The sequence below is a fragment of the Embleya sp. NPDC008237 genome (genome assembly GCF_042956465.1).
Classification (GTDB): domain Bacteria; phylum Actinomycetota; class Actinomycetes; order Streptomycetales; family Streptomycetaceae; genus Embleya.
The window spans coordinates 21953-38576 of the sequence record NZ_JBIBGL010000003.1 but is presented as its reverse complement, the minus strand read 5'-3'; the positions used below and the strand labels follow the sequence as shown (position 1 = coordinate 38576).

Here is a 16624-nt window from a genome sequence, read left to right as displayed (position 1 = left end):
CCGAGTGTCGCCGGGTCACTCCCATGGCCCCCTGCGCACGTGCCCGGCGGATCCCGGCGGGGCCACGCCGCCCGACACCGCGTCCGCGACCCGATCCACCGGGTTCCGCCGGACACGGCCCGGTCAGCCGTCCGTGGCGCTGGGGAGGCGTTTGGGGCAGCCGGAGGTGTAGGAGGCGTTGTACTCGAAGTGCCATTCCTCGTTGTCGTACATCCGGCACCAGCCGTACTTGCTGCCCTTGGCCTGGAGCCAGGCCTGGGCGTTGGCCGGGTAGATGTCCACCGCGACGCCCTGGACGTGCATCGACTTGTCCGGCGGCAGCACCCAGCGCAGGGCCTCCTCGCGCGAGCCGACGGCGGCGATCTTCTCGTCGAGCAGCCTCTGCTGGTGGGCCCAGCCGCGTTTGCCGGAGTTCAGGTTGAGGGTGATGCCCTCCGCGGCCATCGCGGCGTCGATTTTCTTCCACGCGGCGTAGGCGGCCGGCTTGAGCGCCTTGGGGTCCTTGGGCGCGTCCACGTCGTTGGCCGGCGGCTTCGCGGTCGAGGACGAGCTCGGCGGCTTGCTCGACGACGACGGCGGCCGGGTCGACGACGGCGCCTGCGTGGTGGGGGCGGTCGTGGGGGCCGTGCCGGTGGGCGCCATGGCCGTCTGGGCGGGGGGCAATGGAGCACCCACCGAGTTCGCCCGATCCTTCTTGTCGTCACCACCTCCGAGGAACAGCACCGCCCCGACGCCGGCCCCGCCGAGCACCAGGGCGCCCGCGAGACCCCACACGACCAGTCCGCGTCGGCCGCGTCGCGGCGGCTCCGGGTCGTCGCCGCGGGCGGGCCGCGCCGGCCCGGCCGGGGTCGGTGCGGGAGCGGCGGCCGGCTGCTCGCGCTGGTACCAGTCGGCCGGGACCGGCGTGGTCGGCACGTCGAACGCGCTGGGAGCGCCCGGTGTGCCCGATGTGCCGGATGCGCCCGATGTGCCGGTCGGGCCCATGCTGTGCTGTTGCCACGAGGTGTCCAGGAAGTGCGCTCCGTCGGGTGTGCCCCCTTCGTCGGGCTGTGGACCGCTGCCCGCTGCGTGTCTCACCGGTGAAGCCTCCTCGTAGTGAGCCTGGATCCTCTCGTGGATCACGTCCGGTATTCGACTCACGGTTGTCGATGCCTGTGTGGGATACGCCACTGCAACCGATCGGGCGCCCCGTTCGTAACCTGGTGGACCTGCCGACCGGAGCAACCCGCGTAACCTGGGAAACTTGCCGGAACGCCGAGGGTGTGCCGAAACCAGCAGAAGGGGGTCGAAGGTGAACACGAACCACCGCACCGGAGGACTCGTCGACGGTTTCGGCCGGGTGGCGACCGACCTGCGGGTGTCCCTGACCGACCGCTGCAACCTGCGGTGCACCTACTGCATGCCGGAAGAGGGACTGGACTGGCTGGCCAAGCCCGAGCTGCTGACCGGCGAGGAGATCTCCCGCCTGGTCCGGATCGCGGTGACCCTGCTGGGTGTGCGCGAGGTGCGATTCACCGGGGGCGAGCCGCTGCTGCGCCGCGAACTGGTGGAGATCATCCGGGCCGCCGCGGCCCTGGAGCCGCGGCCCACGCTCTCCGTCACCACCAACGGGATCGGTCTGGCCCGGCTGGCGGGGACGCTCCGGGAAGTCGGCCTGGACCGGGTCAACGTCTCGCTGGACACCCTCGACCCGGTGCGGTTCAAGGCGATGACCCGCCGGGACCGACACGCGGACGTGCTCGCCGGGCTCGCCGCGGCGGTGGACGCGGGCCTGGGGCCGGTCAAGGTCAACACTGTGCTGATGCGCGGGGTCAACGACGACGAGGCCCCCGCGCTGCTCGCGTGGTGCCTCGAACGCGGCTACGAGCTGCGTTTCATCGAGCAGATGCCGTTGGATGCGCAGCACGGGTGGAAGCGCACCGAGATGATCACCGCCGGCGAGATCCTGGCCGCGCTGCGTGGCGCGTTCCGGCTCGACCCGGAGGACGCGCGGGGCAGCAACCCGGCCGAGCGCTGGCTCGTGGACGGCGGTCCGGGCACAGTGGGCGTGATCGGGTCGGTGACCCGCCCGTTCTGCGGCGCGTGCGACCGGACCCGGCTGACCGCCGACGGGCAGATCCGCAACTGCCTCTTCGCCCGTGAGGAGTCCGACCTGCGGGCCGCGCTGCGCGGCGGCGCGGACGACGAGGAGATCGCCGACCGCTGGCGGGCCGCGATGTGGACGAAGAAGGCCGGTGCGGGCATCGACGACCCGCAGTTCCTCCAGCCGGACCGGCCGATGTCGGCCATCGGCGGCTGAGCAGGCGGCCTGACGCCGGTCTGCGCGCCCGCGCCGCGGGATCGCGAACTCGCGTGCCGGACGCGCTCTTCGGGCTGTCACGCGGCGATGTGCGGGATCCGCCGAGTGCCTCCGCCGATGCGGATTCGGTCGACCCGGTCCGCCCCGGAAGGTCGGCGCGTGCCGGTACCGGGTCGCGCCCGCCCGACTCGATCAACCCGCCGAGTCGGCAAGGGAGTTGGACCCGGCAATCCGGCGATCACCGTGGATCGCTCGGATCGGACGGCTCGGCGACCGGCGCGGGTCGCTCAGGAGCCGTCGCCGGTCGAATCGGCCGATCCGGCCGGGGGCTGTGGGTCGTGCCAATCGGCGAACGCCACGGTGTCCTTGAGGAATCCGCGGATCGCCAGGAACTGGGACAGATGCTCACGGTGCTCGTCGCACGCGAGCCATGTCTTGCGCCGTTCCGGGGTGTGCAGCTTGGGGTTGTTCCACGCCAGGACCCACACGGCGTCGGCGCGACAACCCTTCGCCGAACAGATCGCACGGCCGGGGTCGCTGGGGGTGGGGAACATGTCGACCAGTGTCGCAGACGGGGTCGGCCGCCCGGATGCGGTGCATCGAACGGGCAGCTGACCCTGCGTCAGGCACCAACCGGAGCGCTGCGCTCAGTAAGCAACAGGCTGGTGCGGTAACCGTGTACGCGTCGACTTGCCTGACAGTCAAACGACCCGGACACGGGCGATGCCGGGCAGCCACGGGGGGAGCCGCCCGGCATCGCGTCGGTCGCTCCGACGGGGGATACGGAGCACGTTTCGAAGTATGGCACGTCCTGCATGCGGTTGAAGCACCAACCCGCGTAGCGCTTCCCGCTAATTTTTTGCGGACTGCGAAGGGGCGCCCGCCGGGTCGCCCACGCGGCCTCGGTCGGCACCCCCGACGTCACCGTGCGTATCCGAATTCGTGTGCGAGGAGCGGTCGGTGGACTCCGGGCCGGCGGCCGAGGGCGAGCCGACGGGCATCGTCCAGGAGTCTTCGGAATGGGTGTGCACGGTCTCCCGTTCGGCGCTGGTGAGCACCGCTCCGGGCGGGGGCTCCAGCGCCTTGGGCGGGAGCGGCGGCACGAATTGGGCCTGCACCGGCGCGTTCGACGTGGGCTCGCGACCGGCGTTGGCCAGCACCACCGCGATGTAGGGCAGGAAGAGCGCGCCCGCGACCAATATCCACCGCCACGGCGACGGGGTGAACACCGCCGCGACGAAGCACACGGTACGAATGGACATCGAGATGACGTAGCGGCGTTGGCGCCCGGCCACGTCCTCGGTCAGCCCCTTGCGCGCACCACTGATCTGGTACACCGAGCCCTTGGCGTTCTTCACGACTCCACCGTCTCCGACCATGTGCCCACACACTCGTCCCGGCCTTTCACGGTACGCCCGCAGGTGGGCCGCACGGAGACCGGGGGCAGGACCTTTGCCGCAAACCGACCCGCATGGCGGACGGTGGAGCGGGTCAGTCGAGCCGTTCCAGAAACTCCGGCGGCACCGCCGGGACCAGCCACACGCCGTTGTCCGAGCGGCGGAACACATGCCCGGCCGCGACCATGCGCTCGGCCCGCACCACGAACAGCACCGGTCGGCCGCGCCGCGCACCCACCCGGCGCGCCGTCTCGGTGTCGGCGGACAGATGTACGTCGTGCCGGTCCATCGGCCGCAGGCCCTCGACCAGGATCGCGGGCACGCTCTTGGGGTTGGTGCCGTGGTAGAGCACGGCGGGCGGCACGGTCTCGACCAGACCCAGGTCCACCGCGACGGTGTGCCCCTGGCTGGCCCGGATCCGGGTGCCGTCCGCGGAGAAGGCGAACCGTCGCTTGTCGTTCTCCTCGACGACCTGTGCCAACTGTGTCCGGGTCAGCGCCATCCCGCGGGCATTGCACGCCGCGAGCAGCACGTCCACGTCGACCCAGCCGGCCTCGTCCAGCGTGATCCCGAGCCGCTCCGGCTGATGCCGCAGGTGTCGGGACAGATACTTCGAAATCTTGACGATGTTCATGATGAACCCCAACGAAAGCACGGAGCCCCGCACAGGGACAGCGATTTTCCGCTGCGACGGCACGCGAAGGCATGCGACGGCATGCCGGGCGGACTCGACCACTCCACCCGGCACACCGCAACCAGAAACCGAGCCGCAACCCACCCGGCACACCGCGGATCGAGCCGTAACCTCAGCCGACGTCCCGCGGACCGTGCCGAAACCCGAGCCCGGTGTACCCGGACCGCCGCGACCCCGCCGACCGAGCCGAAACCTCGGCCGGCGTCCCGCGGACCGCCGCTACCGCGGACCGAGCCGAATTCCGGCCCGTCCGGCGTTCGAGGACAACCGGCCGCAGGCCGTCCTGCCCAAACCGCCGAGCCGATCGCAGGCCTATTGCGCCTGACTCGGCGAGGACATATTGAAATCGCGGACCCGCAAAGGCGGCATCGCCGCACGGGTGAACCAGTCGCCCCACTCCCGCGGATACGTCCGCTCGGTACGCCCCACCTCGACCGCCCGCCCGAGCACGTCCACCGGCGACTCGTTGAAGCGGTAGTTGTTCACCGCGCCGACCACCTCGCCGCCCTCGACCAGGTACACCCCGTCCCGGGTGAGCCCGGTCAGCAGCAGCGTCTGCGGATCCACCTCGCGGATGTACCACAGGCAGGTCAGCAGCAGCCCGCGCTCGGTCGAGGCGACCATGTCCGCCAGGCTCGGGCCGTCGGCCGGCCCGTCCAGGATCAGGTTGTCGATCTCCGGCGCGACCGGCAGCCCGGTCAGCTCGGCGGTGTGCCGGTTGGTCAGCAGCGACGTGAGCACGCCGTCGGTGACCCAGTTCGTCCGGGTCAGCGCGAGTCCGTTGTCGAACACCGACGACGCGTCCCCGGAGGCGTGCGCGATGGTGAACGGCGCGCTCTCCAACCCCGGGTAGCCCGGGTCGCTGTACAGCGTCAGCGGCAGTTCGCTGAGCCGGTCGCCGATCCGGGTGCCGCCACCGGGCCTGCTGAAGACCGTGCGGCCCTCGTGCGCGTCCCGGGCGCTGCCCTGCCAGTACATGTAGACCATCAGGTCCGCGACCGCCGTGGGCGGCAGCAGCGTCTCGTAACGGCCCGCCGGCAGGTCGATCGTGCGGTTCGCCCAGGACAACCGCTGCGCCAGGTCCGTGTCGATCGCGGCCAGGTCCACGTCACGGAAGTCGCGGGTGGGCACGCCGGCCCACGCCGAGCGGGTCAGGTCGCCCGACTTCGCGTTCAACTCGACGTGCCCGGTGGGCTGGTCGTGCCGCAGCCGCAGCCCGGCCGAGGTGCCCACGTAGGTCGAGGTCAGCTGATGCGACGCGAACCCGTACAGCAGCCGGTCGCTCTCCCGGGCCCGCCCGAACGCGGCGCCCAACTCGGGCGCGAAGTCCGCGAACACGCCGATCGAGGTCTGCGCCGGTGCCTCGGTGAAGCCGCCGTCCGGGCCGCCGCCGGCGCCGAGCAGCGGACGCGCGTCCTCGGCCGGACCGGCGTCCCGCGCGGCCGCCTCCGCGGCCCGGACCAGGCCCTCCAGCCGATCCACCGTCACGCCGCTGCGCGAGACGATCCCGGACGCGGTGCCCTGGGTGCCCGCGACGGTGGCCACCACGGTGACCCGCCGGCCGCGGGTCTCGCCGTTGGTGGTCAGCGCATTGCCCGCCCAGCGCAGGTTGGCCGCCGAGGTCTCCTCGGCGATCACCACGCAGCCGTCCGCCTCGGACAGTGCCAGCGCGCGCTCGACCGTCTCGTTCGGCCGCGTCACCACGGTCTGCCCGCTGCTCATCGACCCGCCTCCTGAACCGTGTTGAGGACCTTCACACCGCGGAACAGTGCCGACGGGCAGCCGTGGCTGACCGCGGCGACCTGCCCGGGCTGCGCCTTGCCGCAGTTGAAGGCACCGCCGAGGACGTAGGTGCCCGGGCCGCCGACGGCCTCCATCGAGCCCCAGAAGTCGGTCGTGGTCGCCTGGTAGGCGAAGTCCTTGACCTGCCCGACGATCCGGCCGTCCTCGATCAGATACGCGCGCTGGCCGGTGAACTGGAAGTTGTACCGCTGCATGTCGATCGACCACGACTTGTCGCCGACGATGTACAGACCCCGGTGCACCCGGCCGATCAGCTCGGCGGTGGACAGGTCGTCATGGCCCGGTCGCAGCGAGACGTTGGCCATCCGCTGCACCGGCACGTGGCCGGGGGAGTCCGCGTAGGCGCACCCGTTGGACCGGCCCAGGCCCTGCATCAGCGCCATCCGTCGGTCCAGCTGGTAACCGGTCAGGATGCCGTCGGTGACCAGGTCCCAGCTCTGCGTCGCGACGCCCTCGTCGTCGAAGCCGATGGTGGCCAGACCGTGCTGCACGGTGCGGTCGCCGGTGACGTGCATGACCGGCGAGCCGTACTGCAGCTTGTTCAGCTTGTCGAAGGTGGCGAACGAGGTGCCCGCGTAGGCGGCCTCGTAGCCCAGCGCCCGGTCCAGCTCGGTGGCGTGCCCGATCGACTCGTGGATGGTCAGCCACAGGTTGCTCGGGTCGATCACCAGGTCGTACTCGCCCGCCTCGACACTGGGCGCCGCGACCCGCTCGGCGAGCAGCTCCGGCAACGACGCCAGCTCCTCGTCCCAGTCCCAGCCCTCGCCCTTGACGTACTCCCAGCCGCGGCCGACCGGCGGCGCGATGGTGCGCATCGTCTCGTACGCGCCGGATTCGCGGTCCACCGCGATCACGGTCAGCTGGGGGTGGATCCGGACCCGCTGCTGCGTGGTCGAGGTGCCGGCCGAGTCGGCGTAGAACTTGTTCTCCTGGACCACCATGCAGGAGGCGTCCACGTGGTCCACGCCGTCGGCGGCGAGCAGTTCCCGACTCCAGCGGGCGAACAGGGCTATCCGCTCGGCCTCGGGTACGTCGAACGGGTTGATCTTGTACGCCGAGATCCACGTCTCGTCGGCGTGCACCGGCTCCTCCGCCAGCGCCACCGTCTCACCCGCGCCGGCCGCCTCGCTCACCGAGCGGGACACCCGGGCGACCGCCACGGCCTGCTCCGCGACGTGCGCCGCGGCCTCCGGGGTCAGGTCGACGCCCGCCGCGAAGCCCCACGCCCCGTCGTGCACGACGCGGACCGCGAAGCCCACGTCGGTGGTGTCCACGGACGAGTCGGTCCGCCCGTCGCGCAACCGGAAGGACGCGTCTCGCACCCGCTCGAAGCGGAAGTCCGCGTGTTCGGCGCCCAGTTCCCCGGCTCGGGACAGGGCCGCGGCGGCCAGCTCCCGAAGGGGATAGGCGAGGAACGTCGGATCGATCTCGTTGGGCACCCATTCCTCCATACGTTCGGCCTGTCGGCTCGCATCGTTCAGTCAACCAGACACGATGTCGCCGACATTCCGGCCGGCCCGGTCGGCCGGTCCTGCGCTCGGACGGGTCTTGCGCCCCGACAAGCGGAACGAAACCTGCCGGGCACAGGCCGGCCGGATTCGGTCGGTGGAACCGGCCGTTCCGGTTGTCGTGCGCTCTTGTCGGGTTCCCACAACGATCGATCGGCGGACGCTGTCCCGGACCGGATTCCCCTTACCCCGGGGTAGCCCGATAGCGTCATCGTGACGTAAGCCGACGGCCCGCGCGCCGGCGCGGCCGAGGACGTTCGAGGACGACAGACGACAGAGGAGTGATCCGTTGAGCCGGTCCGTACTGGTCACGGGAGGAAACCGGGGCATCGGCCTGGCCATCGCCCGGGCCTTCGCCGCCGACGGCGACAAGGTCGCGATCACGTATCGCTCCGGCGAGCCCCCGGAGGGCCTGCTCGGTGTGCGCTGCGACATCACCGACGGCGAGCAGGTCGAGCAGGCGTTCAAGGAGATCGAGGCCGCCCACGGCCCGGTCGAGGTGCTGATCGCCAACGCCGGCATCACCCGCGACACGCTGCTGCTGCGGATGAGCGAAGAGGACTTCACCAGCGTCGTCGACACCAACCTCACCGGCACGTTCCGGGTGGTCAAGCGGGCGAGCAAGGGCATGTTGCGGGCCCGCAAGGGTCGCATCGTGCTGATCTCGTCGGTGGTGGGGCTGCTCGGTTCGGCGGGGCAGGCCAACTACGCGGCCTCCAAGGCCGGCCTGGTCGGCTTCGCCCGCTCGATCGCGCGGGAACTGGGATCGCGCAACATCACCACGAACGTGGTGGCGCCGGGCTTCGTCGACACCGCGATGACCGAGGTGCTCGGCGAGGAGCGCAAGGCGCAGATCCTCAAGGAGATCCCGCTCGCGCGCTACGCCGACGTGGACGAGGTCGCCGGCGTGGTCAAGTTCCTCACCTCGGACGCCGCGTCGTACATCACCGGAGCCGTCATCCCTGTGGACGGCGGACTTGGAATGGGGCACTGAACTCATGGGCGACCTGCTTGCGGGCAAGCGCATTCTCGTCACCGGCGTCATCACCGACGCCTCGATCGGCTTCCACGTCGCGAAGCGGGCCCAGGAGGAGGGCGCCGAGGTCGTACTGACCGGATTCGGCCGGCTCTCGCTGGTCAACCGGATCGCGAACCGGCTGCCGAAGCCGGCCCCGGTGATCGAGCTCGACGCGACGAACCCCGAACACCTCGCGGCGCTCGCGGACAACGTGCGCGCGCACGTGCCCTCGCTCGACGGTGTGGTGCACTCGATCGCGTTCGGTCCCAAGGACGCGCTCGGCGGCAACTTCCTCAACACCGAGTGGGCCGACGTGGCCACGGCCGTGCAGGTCTCGGCGTACTCGCTGAAGTCGCTGACGATGGCGTGCCTGCCGCTGATCGAGGCGAACGAGGGCGCCGGGGGCTCGGTCGTCGGCCTCGACTTCGACGCGCAGGTGGCGTGGCCGGGCTACGACTGGATGGGCGTCGCCAAGGCCGCGCTCGAATCGACCTCGCGCTACCTGGCCAAGTACCTGGGCGAGAAGAACATCCGGGTCAACCTGATCTCCTCGGGCCCGGTCAAGACGATGGCCGCGAACAGCATCCCCGGCTTCGAGAAGTTCGAGGGTGTCTGGAACGAGAAGGCCCCGCTCGGGTGGGACCTGCGCGACGCGGACCCGGCCGCCCGGGGCGTGTGCGCACTACTGTCCGACTGGTTCCCCAAGACCACCGGCGAGGTCATCCACGTCGACGGCGGCCTGCACGCCATCGGCGCCTGACCTCTTCATCCGCGCTGCGCGCGCCGGCGGCTGCGCGACCGCCCCTTTGCACAGCCCGATCACCCGGCCACCAGGTCGCGGTGGTCGGGCTGTGTCGTTGTGGAGCGCGGGCCGCGAGGCCGAGGCAGGTGCGCCGCCGGTGAAACCGCAGCCTGGGTCGCGAACGGCACGGGTGGCCGGGTGGCCGGGCGGGCGGGTGGGCGAAAACCCTCAGCCCGTCGCGGCAGCGATCGTCGCGGCGATGCCGATCAGCACGGTGATCAGCAGCATGATGCCCAGGATGCCGCCGAGTTGCCTGGCGGAGGACTTGTTCGGGTCCGGCGGCGCCAGCACCGTCTGGCGGATCTCGTCGGTCGCGCCGGATTCGGCGGCCTTGCGGGCGAGGATCTCGTTGCGCGCGTTCGACCGCGCGACTTCCTCCGCGTGGGCGCGCTCCTCGCGGGCCTTGCGAGCGGCCATGGCCCGCTCGTACCGCTCCTTGGAGGATTCGCCAGATGTAGCAGCCATGGGGACGAGTTTCGCAGACCCGCCCCGCCGTACCGACCGGTGGGGCGGCTCGCGCCGGGCCGCGGTCGGCCGCGCGGTGTCGGGCGGGGGTGGGGCAGGCGGGAACTCCGCATCGACCGCCGTGCGTTGTGCACACGTGTGGTCCCTCGCCGACTGGATCTTTCCCCCGAGTGCTCCATACGGCGTTTGCGCAGGTCAGCGAGATGGGTGCGGAAGATTCCCCTTACACGCATCCTGTTGTGCCCCGACTGATCACCGGCGCGCTCCTTCTCAGGGGTGGGGCCAGCCCTACTACGCAGGGGTGCCTGCCCCCCGATCAAGACACCTGTCCGCAGGATGTGACCCCCGGTCGCCCGCCAATACCTTCGTGTGTGTCGAGGAAGACCCTCGGCGAAGCGGAGAACACAGGAGCGGGGACCAATGGCATCCAGGCGCAATTTCGCTGCCTCGATCGGTGGCTGGAGTGCACAGCATCGCAAGACGGCGGTATTCGGGTGGCTGCTGTTCGTGGTCCTCGCCGTCGTCATCGGCAACATGAGCGGATCGCGGGAGATCACCGACGCCGAGCGCGGTGTGGGGGAGTCCGGGCGGGCCGCGCGCATCATCGACGACGCGGGGATCAAGGAGCCCGCGGGCGAGATGGTCCTGGTCAGCAGCGACAAGCTCGTGGCGCAGGACGCGAAGTTCCGCGCCGCCGTCGACGATGTGATCAACCGGGTCAACGCCACGCAGGTCAAGGGCGACAAGGGCCCCGCCACCCAGCACATGCGTTCTCCGTACGCCGGTGAGGGCGGCATCTCCTCGGACAAGCACTCGGTGCTGATCCAGTTCGACATGGTGGGCGAGGACGACAAGGCCGTCGACAACATCCAGCCCGTCCTGGACGCGGTGGCCGAGGCCCGCAAGGCGCACCCGGACGTCACGGTCGAGCAGTTCGGCGACGCGAGCGGCGACAAGTGGTTCCAGGACACCATCGCCAAGGACTTCACCCGGGCCGAATGGACCGCCGTCCCGCTCGCCCTGGGCATCCTGCTCGTCGCGTTCGGCGCCGTGGTCGCCGCGCTGCTGCCGGTGGCCCTGGCCCTGACCGCATTCGTGGCCGCGGGCGGTCTGCTCGCACTGAGCAGCCACCTGATGCCGGTCGGCGACAACGCGCAGTCGGTGATGCTGCTGATCGGCCTGGCCGTCGGCGTCGACTACTGCATGTTCTACCTGCGCCGCGAGCGTGAGGAGCGGGCCAAGGGCCGCGACGCGGAGACCGCGCTGCGGATCGCCGCCGCCACCTCCGGACGCTCCGTACTGATCTCCGGCATCACCGTCATCGTCGCGATGGCCGGCATGCTCCTGTCCGGGCTCAGCGAGTTCGAGTCGATGGCCTCCGCGACCATCCTGGTCGTGCTGACCGCGGTGCTCGGTTCGCTCACCGTGCTGCCCGCGATCCTGTCGATGCTGGGCGACCGGGTGGACCTGGGCAAGATCCCCGGTCTGGCCAAGATGCGCCGCCCCACCGAGGGCAGCAAGGCGTGGGGCAAGATCCTGGGCGTCGTACTCAGCCGCCCCAAGGGCACCGCGGTGCTCGCCGGCGGTCTGCTGATCGCGCTGACCGTCCCGGCCATCGGCATGAAGACCTCCGAGCTGCCGATCGACAAGGAACTGCCGACCTCGCTGTCCATCGTGCAGACCTACCAGCACATCGAGAAGGCGTTCCCCGGCGGTCCGGCACCCGCCCAGATCGTGGTCAAGGCGAACAACCCCGACGACCCCAAGCTCGCGGCGGCCTTCGACGACCTGCGCCGTGAGGCGGTCGCCACCGGGCTGATGCACGAGCCGATCGAGGTCGAGCGGCAGGGCACCACGAACGTCTTCAAGATCTCGGTTCCGCTCGCCGGCAGCGGCAACGACTCGGCCAGCGACAAGGCGCTGTCCACGCTGCGCGGCAAGGTCATCCCGAACACGCTGGGCAAGCTGGACGGCGTGGACGCCCCGGTGACCGGCAACACCGCGGGCTCCAAGGACTTCAACGACAAGCTCGACGACGCGCGGCTGCCGATCTTCGCCTTCGTGCTCGGCTTCGCCTTCCTGCTGATGCTGGTCTCGTTCCGCTCGATCGCCATCGCGGTCACCGCGATCGTGCTCAACCTGCTGTCGGTGGGCGCCGCCTACGGTGTGATGACCCTGGTCTTCCAGCACGGCTACGGCGACGCGCTGGTGGGCACGGACGCACCCGGCGCGGTCGTCTCCTGGATCCCGATGTTCCTGTTCGTGATCCTGTTCGGCCTGTCGATGGACTACCACGTGTTCGTGGTCTCGCGAATCCGCGAGGCGTACGACAAGGGCATGGACACCAAGTCGGCCGTGTCGCACGGTATCCGCACCACCGCCGGTGTGGTGACCAGCGCGGCGACGATCATGGTCGCGGTGTTCGCGGTCTTCGGCACCCTGTCGATGCAGTCGATGAAGCAGTTCGGTGTCGGCCTGGCGGTCGCGGTCCTGCTGGACGCCACGATCATCCGCGGTCTGCTGCTGCCGGCCGTGATGACCCTGCTCGGCGACCACAACTGGTACCTGCCCCGCTGGCTCGGGTGGCTGCCGCAGATGGACCACGGCGACGAGGCGGTCGAGCTGCCGGCTCCGGCCGGCGAGCCGGTCCCCGCGTACGCCTCGGCGAACGGCTACGCCACGCCGGTGTACGAGCCGGTCCACCAGGGCGGCGCCCGGTACGACGAGAACGTGTCCGGCTCGCGCCGGATCCCGCGCCCGCCGGTCGGCTGAGCGGAGAGCGCACGGTCGCCGGCGGGATCCCGACGACGACCGTGACCACGACAACCCTGTAGATCCGAGGAAAGCGCGGGTCGGGACCGGATACTCGGTCCCGACCCGTCGTGCGTGTCCGGTCCGGTCGGCACGCCCGGTTCCCGTCCATCGAGTCCTGCGGTGCCGACCCGCAGTGCACAACGGCCGATGTCTGAGAGGCTGAACCCATGGCATCCCACCGACAGCGCAATCTTGTGGTGATGAGGCACGCGAAGGCCGAGTGGCCCGACGGGCCGGACCACGAGCGACCCCTCGCCGAACGCGGCCGCAAGGACGCCGCCGAGACCGGGCACCGGCTGCTCGACCAGGGCATCACCCCCGATCTGGTGGTGTGCTCGCCGGCTGTACGCACCCGGGAGACCTGGCGTCTCGTGGGCAAGGTCTACGACCACAAGCCGCACACCATCTACGACGAGCGGGTGTACGAGGCGAGCCCGCAGGCCCTGTTGTACCTCGTCCAGGAAACCCCCGACGAGGTCGACACGCTGCTGCTGATCGGGCACAACCCGGGCGTTGCCACGCTGGTCAACGCGTTGGCGGGCAGCGGCGAGGACGACACGCTCGTGCGCCTGCGGGAGAAGTATCCGACCTCGGCGGTCGCCGTGCTGAGCCTGCACACCGCCTGGGCCGACCTGCGCGAACGCTCGGCCCACCTGACCCGCTTCAGCACGCCGGAGTCCTGATCGATCGCGGGCGAAGACAGAGCACGGCTCAAGCGCCGATCCGGGCGATCGACGGCCCGGTCGGCGCTTGAGGACCGGCCCTTCGGCCCGTCCGGCGGGTCAGGACAGGACGTTCAAGCCCGTCCGGCGTTCGGGGACTCCTGCCCCGATGTGGGCCCGGCCGACGCATCCGGTCGGCCGTACGGCACATCCGCGGCGTCCGCCGCCTCGATCTCGTCGCGGGTGACGCCGAGCAGGAACAGCACGGTGTCCAGGAACGGCACGTTGACCGCGGTGTCGGCGGCCTCGCGGACCACCGGCTTGGCGTTGAAGGCCACGCCCAGACCCGCCGCGTTGAGCATGTCCAGGTCGTTCGCGCCGTCGCCGATGGCGACCGTGGCGGTCAACGGCACGCCCGCCTCGGCCGCGAAGCGGCGCAGCAGCCGGGCCTTGCCCGCCCGGTCGACGATCTCGCCGACCACCCGCCCGGTGAGTTTGCCGTCCACCACCTCGAGGGTGTTGGCCGCGCTGTAGTCGAGCCCGAGCTGCTCCACGAGCGCGTCGGTGACCTGGGTGAATCCGCCCGAGACGATGCCCACCTTGTAGCCGAGCCGCTTGAGCGTGCGGACCAGGGTGCGCGCGCCGCGGGTGAGCACGACCTGCTCGCGGACCTTGCCTATGGCGTCCTCGTCCAGCCCGGCGAGCAGCGCCACGCGGGCCCGCAGCGATTCGGCGAAGTCCAATTCGCCGCGCATCGCGGCGGCGGTCACCTCGGCCACCTCGTCCAGGCAGCCGGCGTGCTCGGCCAGCAGCTCGATCACCTCGCCCTGGATCAGGGTCGAGTCCACGTCCATCACGATCAGCCGCTTGGCCCGGCGCCGCAGGCCGGAGGGCTGGACCGCGACGTCCACCCGGCGCTCGGCGGCCTCGGTGGCCAACTCCAGGCGCAGCTTGTCCGTCTCGACGCCGGAGACCTGGAGCTCGATCGCGGTCACCGGGTATTTGGCGAGGCGGAAGATCCGGTCGATGTTGGCGCCGGTGGCCGCGATCCGGTGCGCTATCCCGGCGAACGCGGCCGCCTCCAGCGGGTGGCCCAGGACGGTCACGTGCGAGCGGCCCTCGCCGCGCGGGCGGTTGTCGCCGACGCCGGAGAGGATCTCCGCCTCCAGCCGCTCACCGTCCGCCCAGCGGTGCACCCCGGCCCGCAGTCGGCCCTCGTCGGTCGGCGTGGTGATCAGGACGCACAGCGTGAGCCGGCCCCGGGTGACGGTCTGCTCGACGTCGACGACCTCGACGGAGTGGCCGGCCAGGATCTCGAAGAGGCTCGACGTCACCCCCGGCCGGTCCTTGCCGAAGATCTTGACGAGAAGAGTGCGCGGCGCATTCATGATGCTTCACGGTACCGGCCGTTCGAGGGCGCGCGCCTCACCGGTCCACGGTACGAACACCGGGCCGATCCGCGCGCGGGCGCGATCTACCCAGGCCAGGGGCCGTCCCGGGTCGGCGCCTGCGGATCGGGCGGGGGCGGCGGGCGGTAGGCCGGGGTGGGCCTGTTCGAATACGGCTGACCCGGCGGCGCGGGTGCCCCGGGCCCGCTCGGCGCCCCGGGGTGCGCCGGTCGGTCCTGCGGATACGGCGCGCTCTGCGGGTACCCCTGCGGCGGCGCGGCGCGGGTGGGTCGCGGCGGCCCCGAGGCCGCCGGGGCTGTGGTGCCTGCCTGGCGGTAGCGCACCCAGTCCGCGACCGCGCCGCCGATGAAGCCGGCGCACGCGCCCCACAGCAGGCCGAGCAGCACGGTCCACAGATAGTCCGCGTGCAGCGACACCGACGCGCCCGGGGACACCACCCCGCCCAGGACGCTCACCGCGACCTTGAGCTGGAGCTGCATCAGGTAGGCGACCACCAGCAGCCCGCCCGCGAGGGTGACCGCGAACCGCCACGCGTGCTGATGGGGGCGCACCGACGCGGGCGCGCGCATCGCCATCACGGTCGCGCCGAGCAACAGGAGCAGCGCGGAGAACAGCGGTACGAACCAGGCCCGCGAGTCCAGCTCGGCCAGCCGGTCGATCCGGATCGGCAGGCCGTCCCCGGAGGAGGCCTTGACCAGCTTGCCCAGCGGGCCGGGCAGACCGAAGGAGAAGCCGCCGACCTCGGTGGGCGCGCTGGTCGTGGTCTTCCACGGGATGCCCAGGCCGAGCGAGGCCAACAGCCAGACCGCGTTGGGCAGCGCGAACAACATGCCGCCGATCATCCGCTTCGGCGCGGGCGCGGCGGCGGCCACGAACGGGGTGCCCACGATCCCGGTGACCACCGCGGTGATCAGTACCGCGAGCAGACCGGCGACCGGGGCCCGCAGCACCGCGCGGTGCCGCAGCCACTTGACCGGGAGCGGCCCGCGCGCGGACACCGCGACGGTGGCCACCAGGGTGATCAGCAGCCACAACGCGCCGAAGACGAGCGTGCCGCTCACATCGGTCTCGAACCTGGCCGCCGCGCCGAGGTCGAAGATGCCGATCAGGTCCTGCGCCCGGGCGTCGCCGACCCGGGAGACGAATTGATCGATCGGCAGCGCGTGTTTGCCCGTCGACACCACCACGCCGAGCGCGGCCATGGTGAACACCAGGACTCGCACGCCGTGCACGATCAGATCCAGCGCGCCGATCACCAGTCGGTGGCGCAGCGGGCGCAGGAACAACCAGCCCAGCACGAGCGCGCCGATCAGGCCGATGCCCAGCAGCATGATGTCGACCTTGCCGCTGCCCTGCGCGAGCGAGACGTCGCCGGTGAGTTGGCTGAGGATGTCGTCGCCCCGGCCGGTTTGTTCGGCCCCCTCGAGATCGACCGTGCCACCCACGGCCAGCGCGATCACCGCCGCGATCAGCGCGGGCATCGTGCCCGATCCGAGGTCGTCCGCGCCCAGCAGCCACAGCGCCGCCCACGCCGCGACGGCCATCGCCGCGAACGCGGCGAGCACCGCGCCGAGCGCGTGCAGCCACGGTGTCACGCCGCCCCAGGATGCGGGGCCGGCCGGTGGCCGGTCCGGAGGCGGAGCGTGCTGTGGTGCGTTGTGCTGCTGGTTCCAGGACACGACCGCTCCTGTCACGTGCGACCCGGCTGCCGGATGAGCGGGACAAACTCGACTATCGAGCGCCCCGACCCGCG

The 16624-nt window shown here is 71.2% G+C and carries 14 protein-coding genes; 5 read left to right on the top strand and 9 right to left on the bottom strand.

Annotation, left to right across the window (positions count from 1 at the left end; genetic code table 11):
- Positions 1-123: 123 nt before the first annotated feature.
- Positions 124-1077 (bottom strand): D-alanyl-D-alanine carboxypeptidase family protein, encoded by a 954-nt coding sequence (locus ACFZBU_RS07100; RefSeq protein ID WP_391582481.1) that lies wholly within the window; start codon positions 1075-1077, stop codon positions 124-126.
- A 214-nt stretch (positions 1078-1291) separates the two neighbouring features.
- Between ACFZBU_RS07100 and moaA the strand changes: the two genes are divergently transcribed.
- Entirely contained in the window at positions 1292-2299 is a 1008-nt protein-coding gene (moaA, locus tag ACFZBU_RS07095) for a GTP 3',8-cyclase MoaA (protein ID WP_391582480.1), read from the top strand.
- A 287-nt stretch (positions 2300-2586) separates the two neighbouring features.
- On the opposite strand, the gene ACFZBU_RS07090 is transcribed toward moaA, so the two are convergent.
- The 5 genes from ACFZBU_RS07090 to ACFZBU_RS07070 form a co-directional block, all read right to left on the bottom strand.
- Positions 2587-2853: a hypothetical protein gene (locus ACFZBU_RS07090; protein WP_391582479.1), complete on the bottom strand. Its 267-nt coding sequence runs from the start codon at positions 2851-2853 to the stop codon at positions 2587-2589.
- 297 nt (positions 2854-3150) lie between these two features.
- Positions 3151-3657 (bottom strand): DUF3099 domain-containing protein, encoded by a 507-nt coding sequence (locus tag ACFZBU_RS07085; RefSeq protein ID WP_391582478.1) that lies wholly within the window; start codon positions 3655-3657, stop codon positions 3151-3153.
- Positions 3658-3790: 133 nt separating this feature from the next.
- Complete coding sequence (locus tag ACFZBU_RS07080; protein WP_391582477.1) at positions 3791-4330, bottom strand: RNA 2'-phosphotransferase; 540 nt, start codon at positions 4328-4330, stop codon at positions 3791-3793.
- A 372-nt stretch (positions 4331-4702) separates the two neighbouring features.
- The gene (locus ACFZBU_RS07075; protein ID WP_391582476.1) at positions 4703-6112 is read right to left on the bottom strand and encodes a metallopeptidase TldD-related protein; all 1410 of its coding nucleotides are present in this window, start codon (positions 6110-6112) and stop codon (positions 4703-4705) included.
- Positions 6109-7632 (bottom strand): TldD/PmbA family protein, encoded by a 1524-nt coding sequence (locus ACFZBU_RS07070; RefSeq protein WP_391582475.1) that lies wholly within the window; start codon positions 7630-7632, stop codon positions 6109-6111. Before ACFZBU_RS07070 ends, ACFZBU_RS07075 begins: the two co-directional genes overlap by 4 nt.
- Before the next feature lie 358 nt (positions 7633-7990).
- Here ACFZBU_RS07070 and fabG point away from each other — a divergent pair, with 358 nt between their 5' ends.
- Both fabG and fabI read left to right on the top strand, forming a co-directional pair.
- On the top strand, positions 7991-8695 hold the full coding sequence (gene fabG, locus ACFZBU_RS07065) for a 3-oxoacyl-[acyl-carrier-protein] reductase (RefSeq protein ID WP_020556165.1): 705 nt from the start codon (positions 7991-7993) through the stop codon (positions 8693-8695).
- A gap of 4 nt (positions 8696-8699) precedes the next feature.
- Positions 8700-9479 (top strand): enoyl-ACP reductase FabI, encoded by a 780-nt coding sequence (gene fabI / locus ACFZBU_RS07060; protein ID WP_391583056.1) that lies wholly within the window; start codon positions 8700-8702, stop codon positions 9477-9479.
- A 210-nt stretch (positions 9480-9689) separates the two neighbouring features.
- Here the strand turns inward: fabI and ACFZBU_RS07055 are convergent, their stop codons facing one another.
- Positions 9690-9986, bottom strand: a complete 297-nt coding sequence (locus tag ACFZBU_RS07055) for a hypothetical protein (protein WP_391582474.1) — start codon at positions 9984-9986, stop codon at positions 9690-9692.
- A 420-nt stretch (positions 9987-10406) separates the two neighbouring features.
- On the opposite strand from ACFZBU_RS07055, the gene ACFZBU_RS07050 reads away from it, so the two are divergent.
- On the top strand, positions 10407-12758 hold the full coding sequence (locus ACFZBU_RS07050; RefSeq protein WP_391582473.1) for an MMPL family transporter: 2352 nt from the start codon (positions 10407-10409) through the stop codon (positions 12756-12758).
- 209 nt (positions 12759-12967) lie between these two features.
- Positions 12968-13483 (top strand): SixA phosphatase family protein, encoded by a 516-nt coding sequence (locus ACFZBU_RS07045; RefSeq protein WP_391582472.1) that lies wholly within the window; start codon positions 12968-12970, stop codon positions 13481-13483.
- 113 nt (positions 13484-13596) lie between these two features.
- On the opposite strand, the gene serB is transcribed toward ACFZBU_RS07045, so the two are convergent.
- Positions 13597-14850, bottom strand: coding sequence for a phosphoserine phosphatase SerB (serB, locus tag ACFZBU_RS07040; RefSeq protein WP_391582471.1), 1254 nt, complete (start codon positions 14848-14850; stop codon positions 13597-13599).
- Between the two features lie 86 nt (positions 14851-14936).
- Complete coding sequence (locus ACFZBU_RS07035; protein ID WP_391582470.1) at positions 14937-16550, bottom strand: streptophobe family protein; 1614 nt, start codon at positions 16548-16550, stop codon at positions 14937-14939.
- Between the last annotated feature and the right edge of the window lie 74 nt (positions 16551-16624).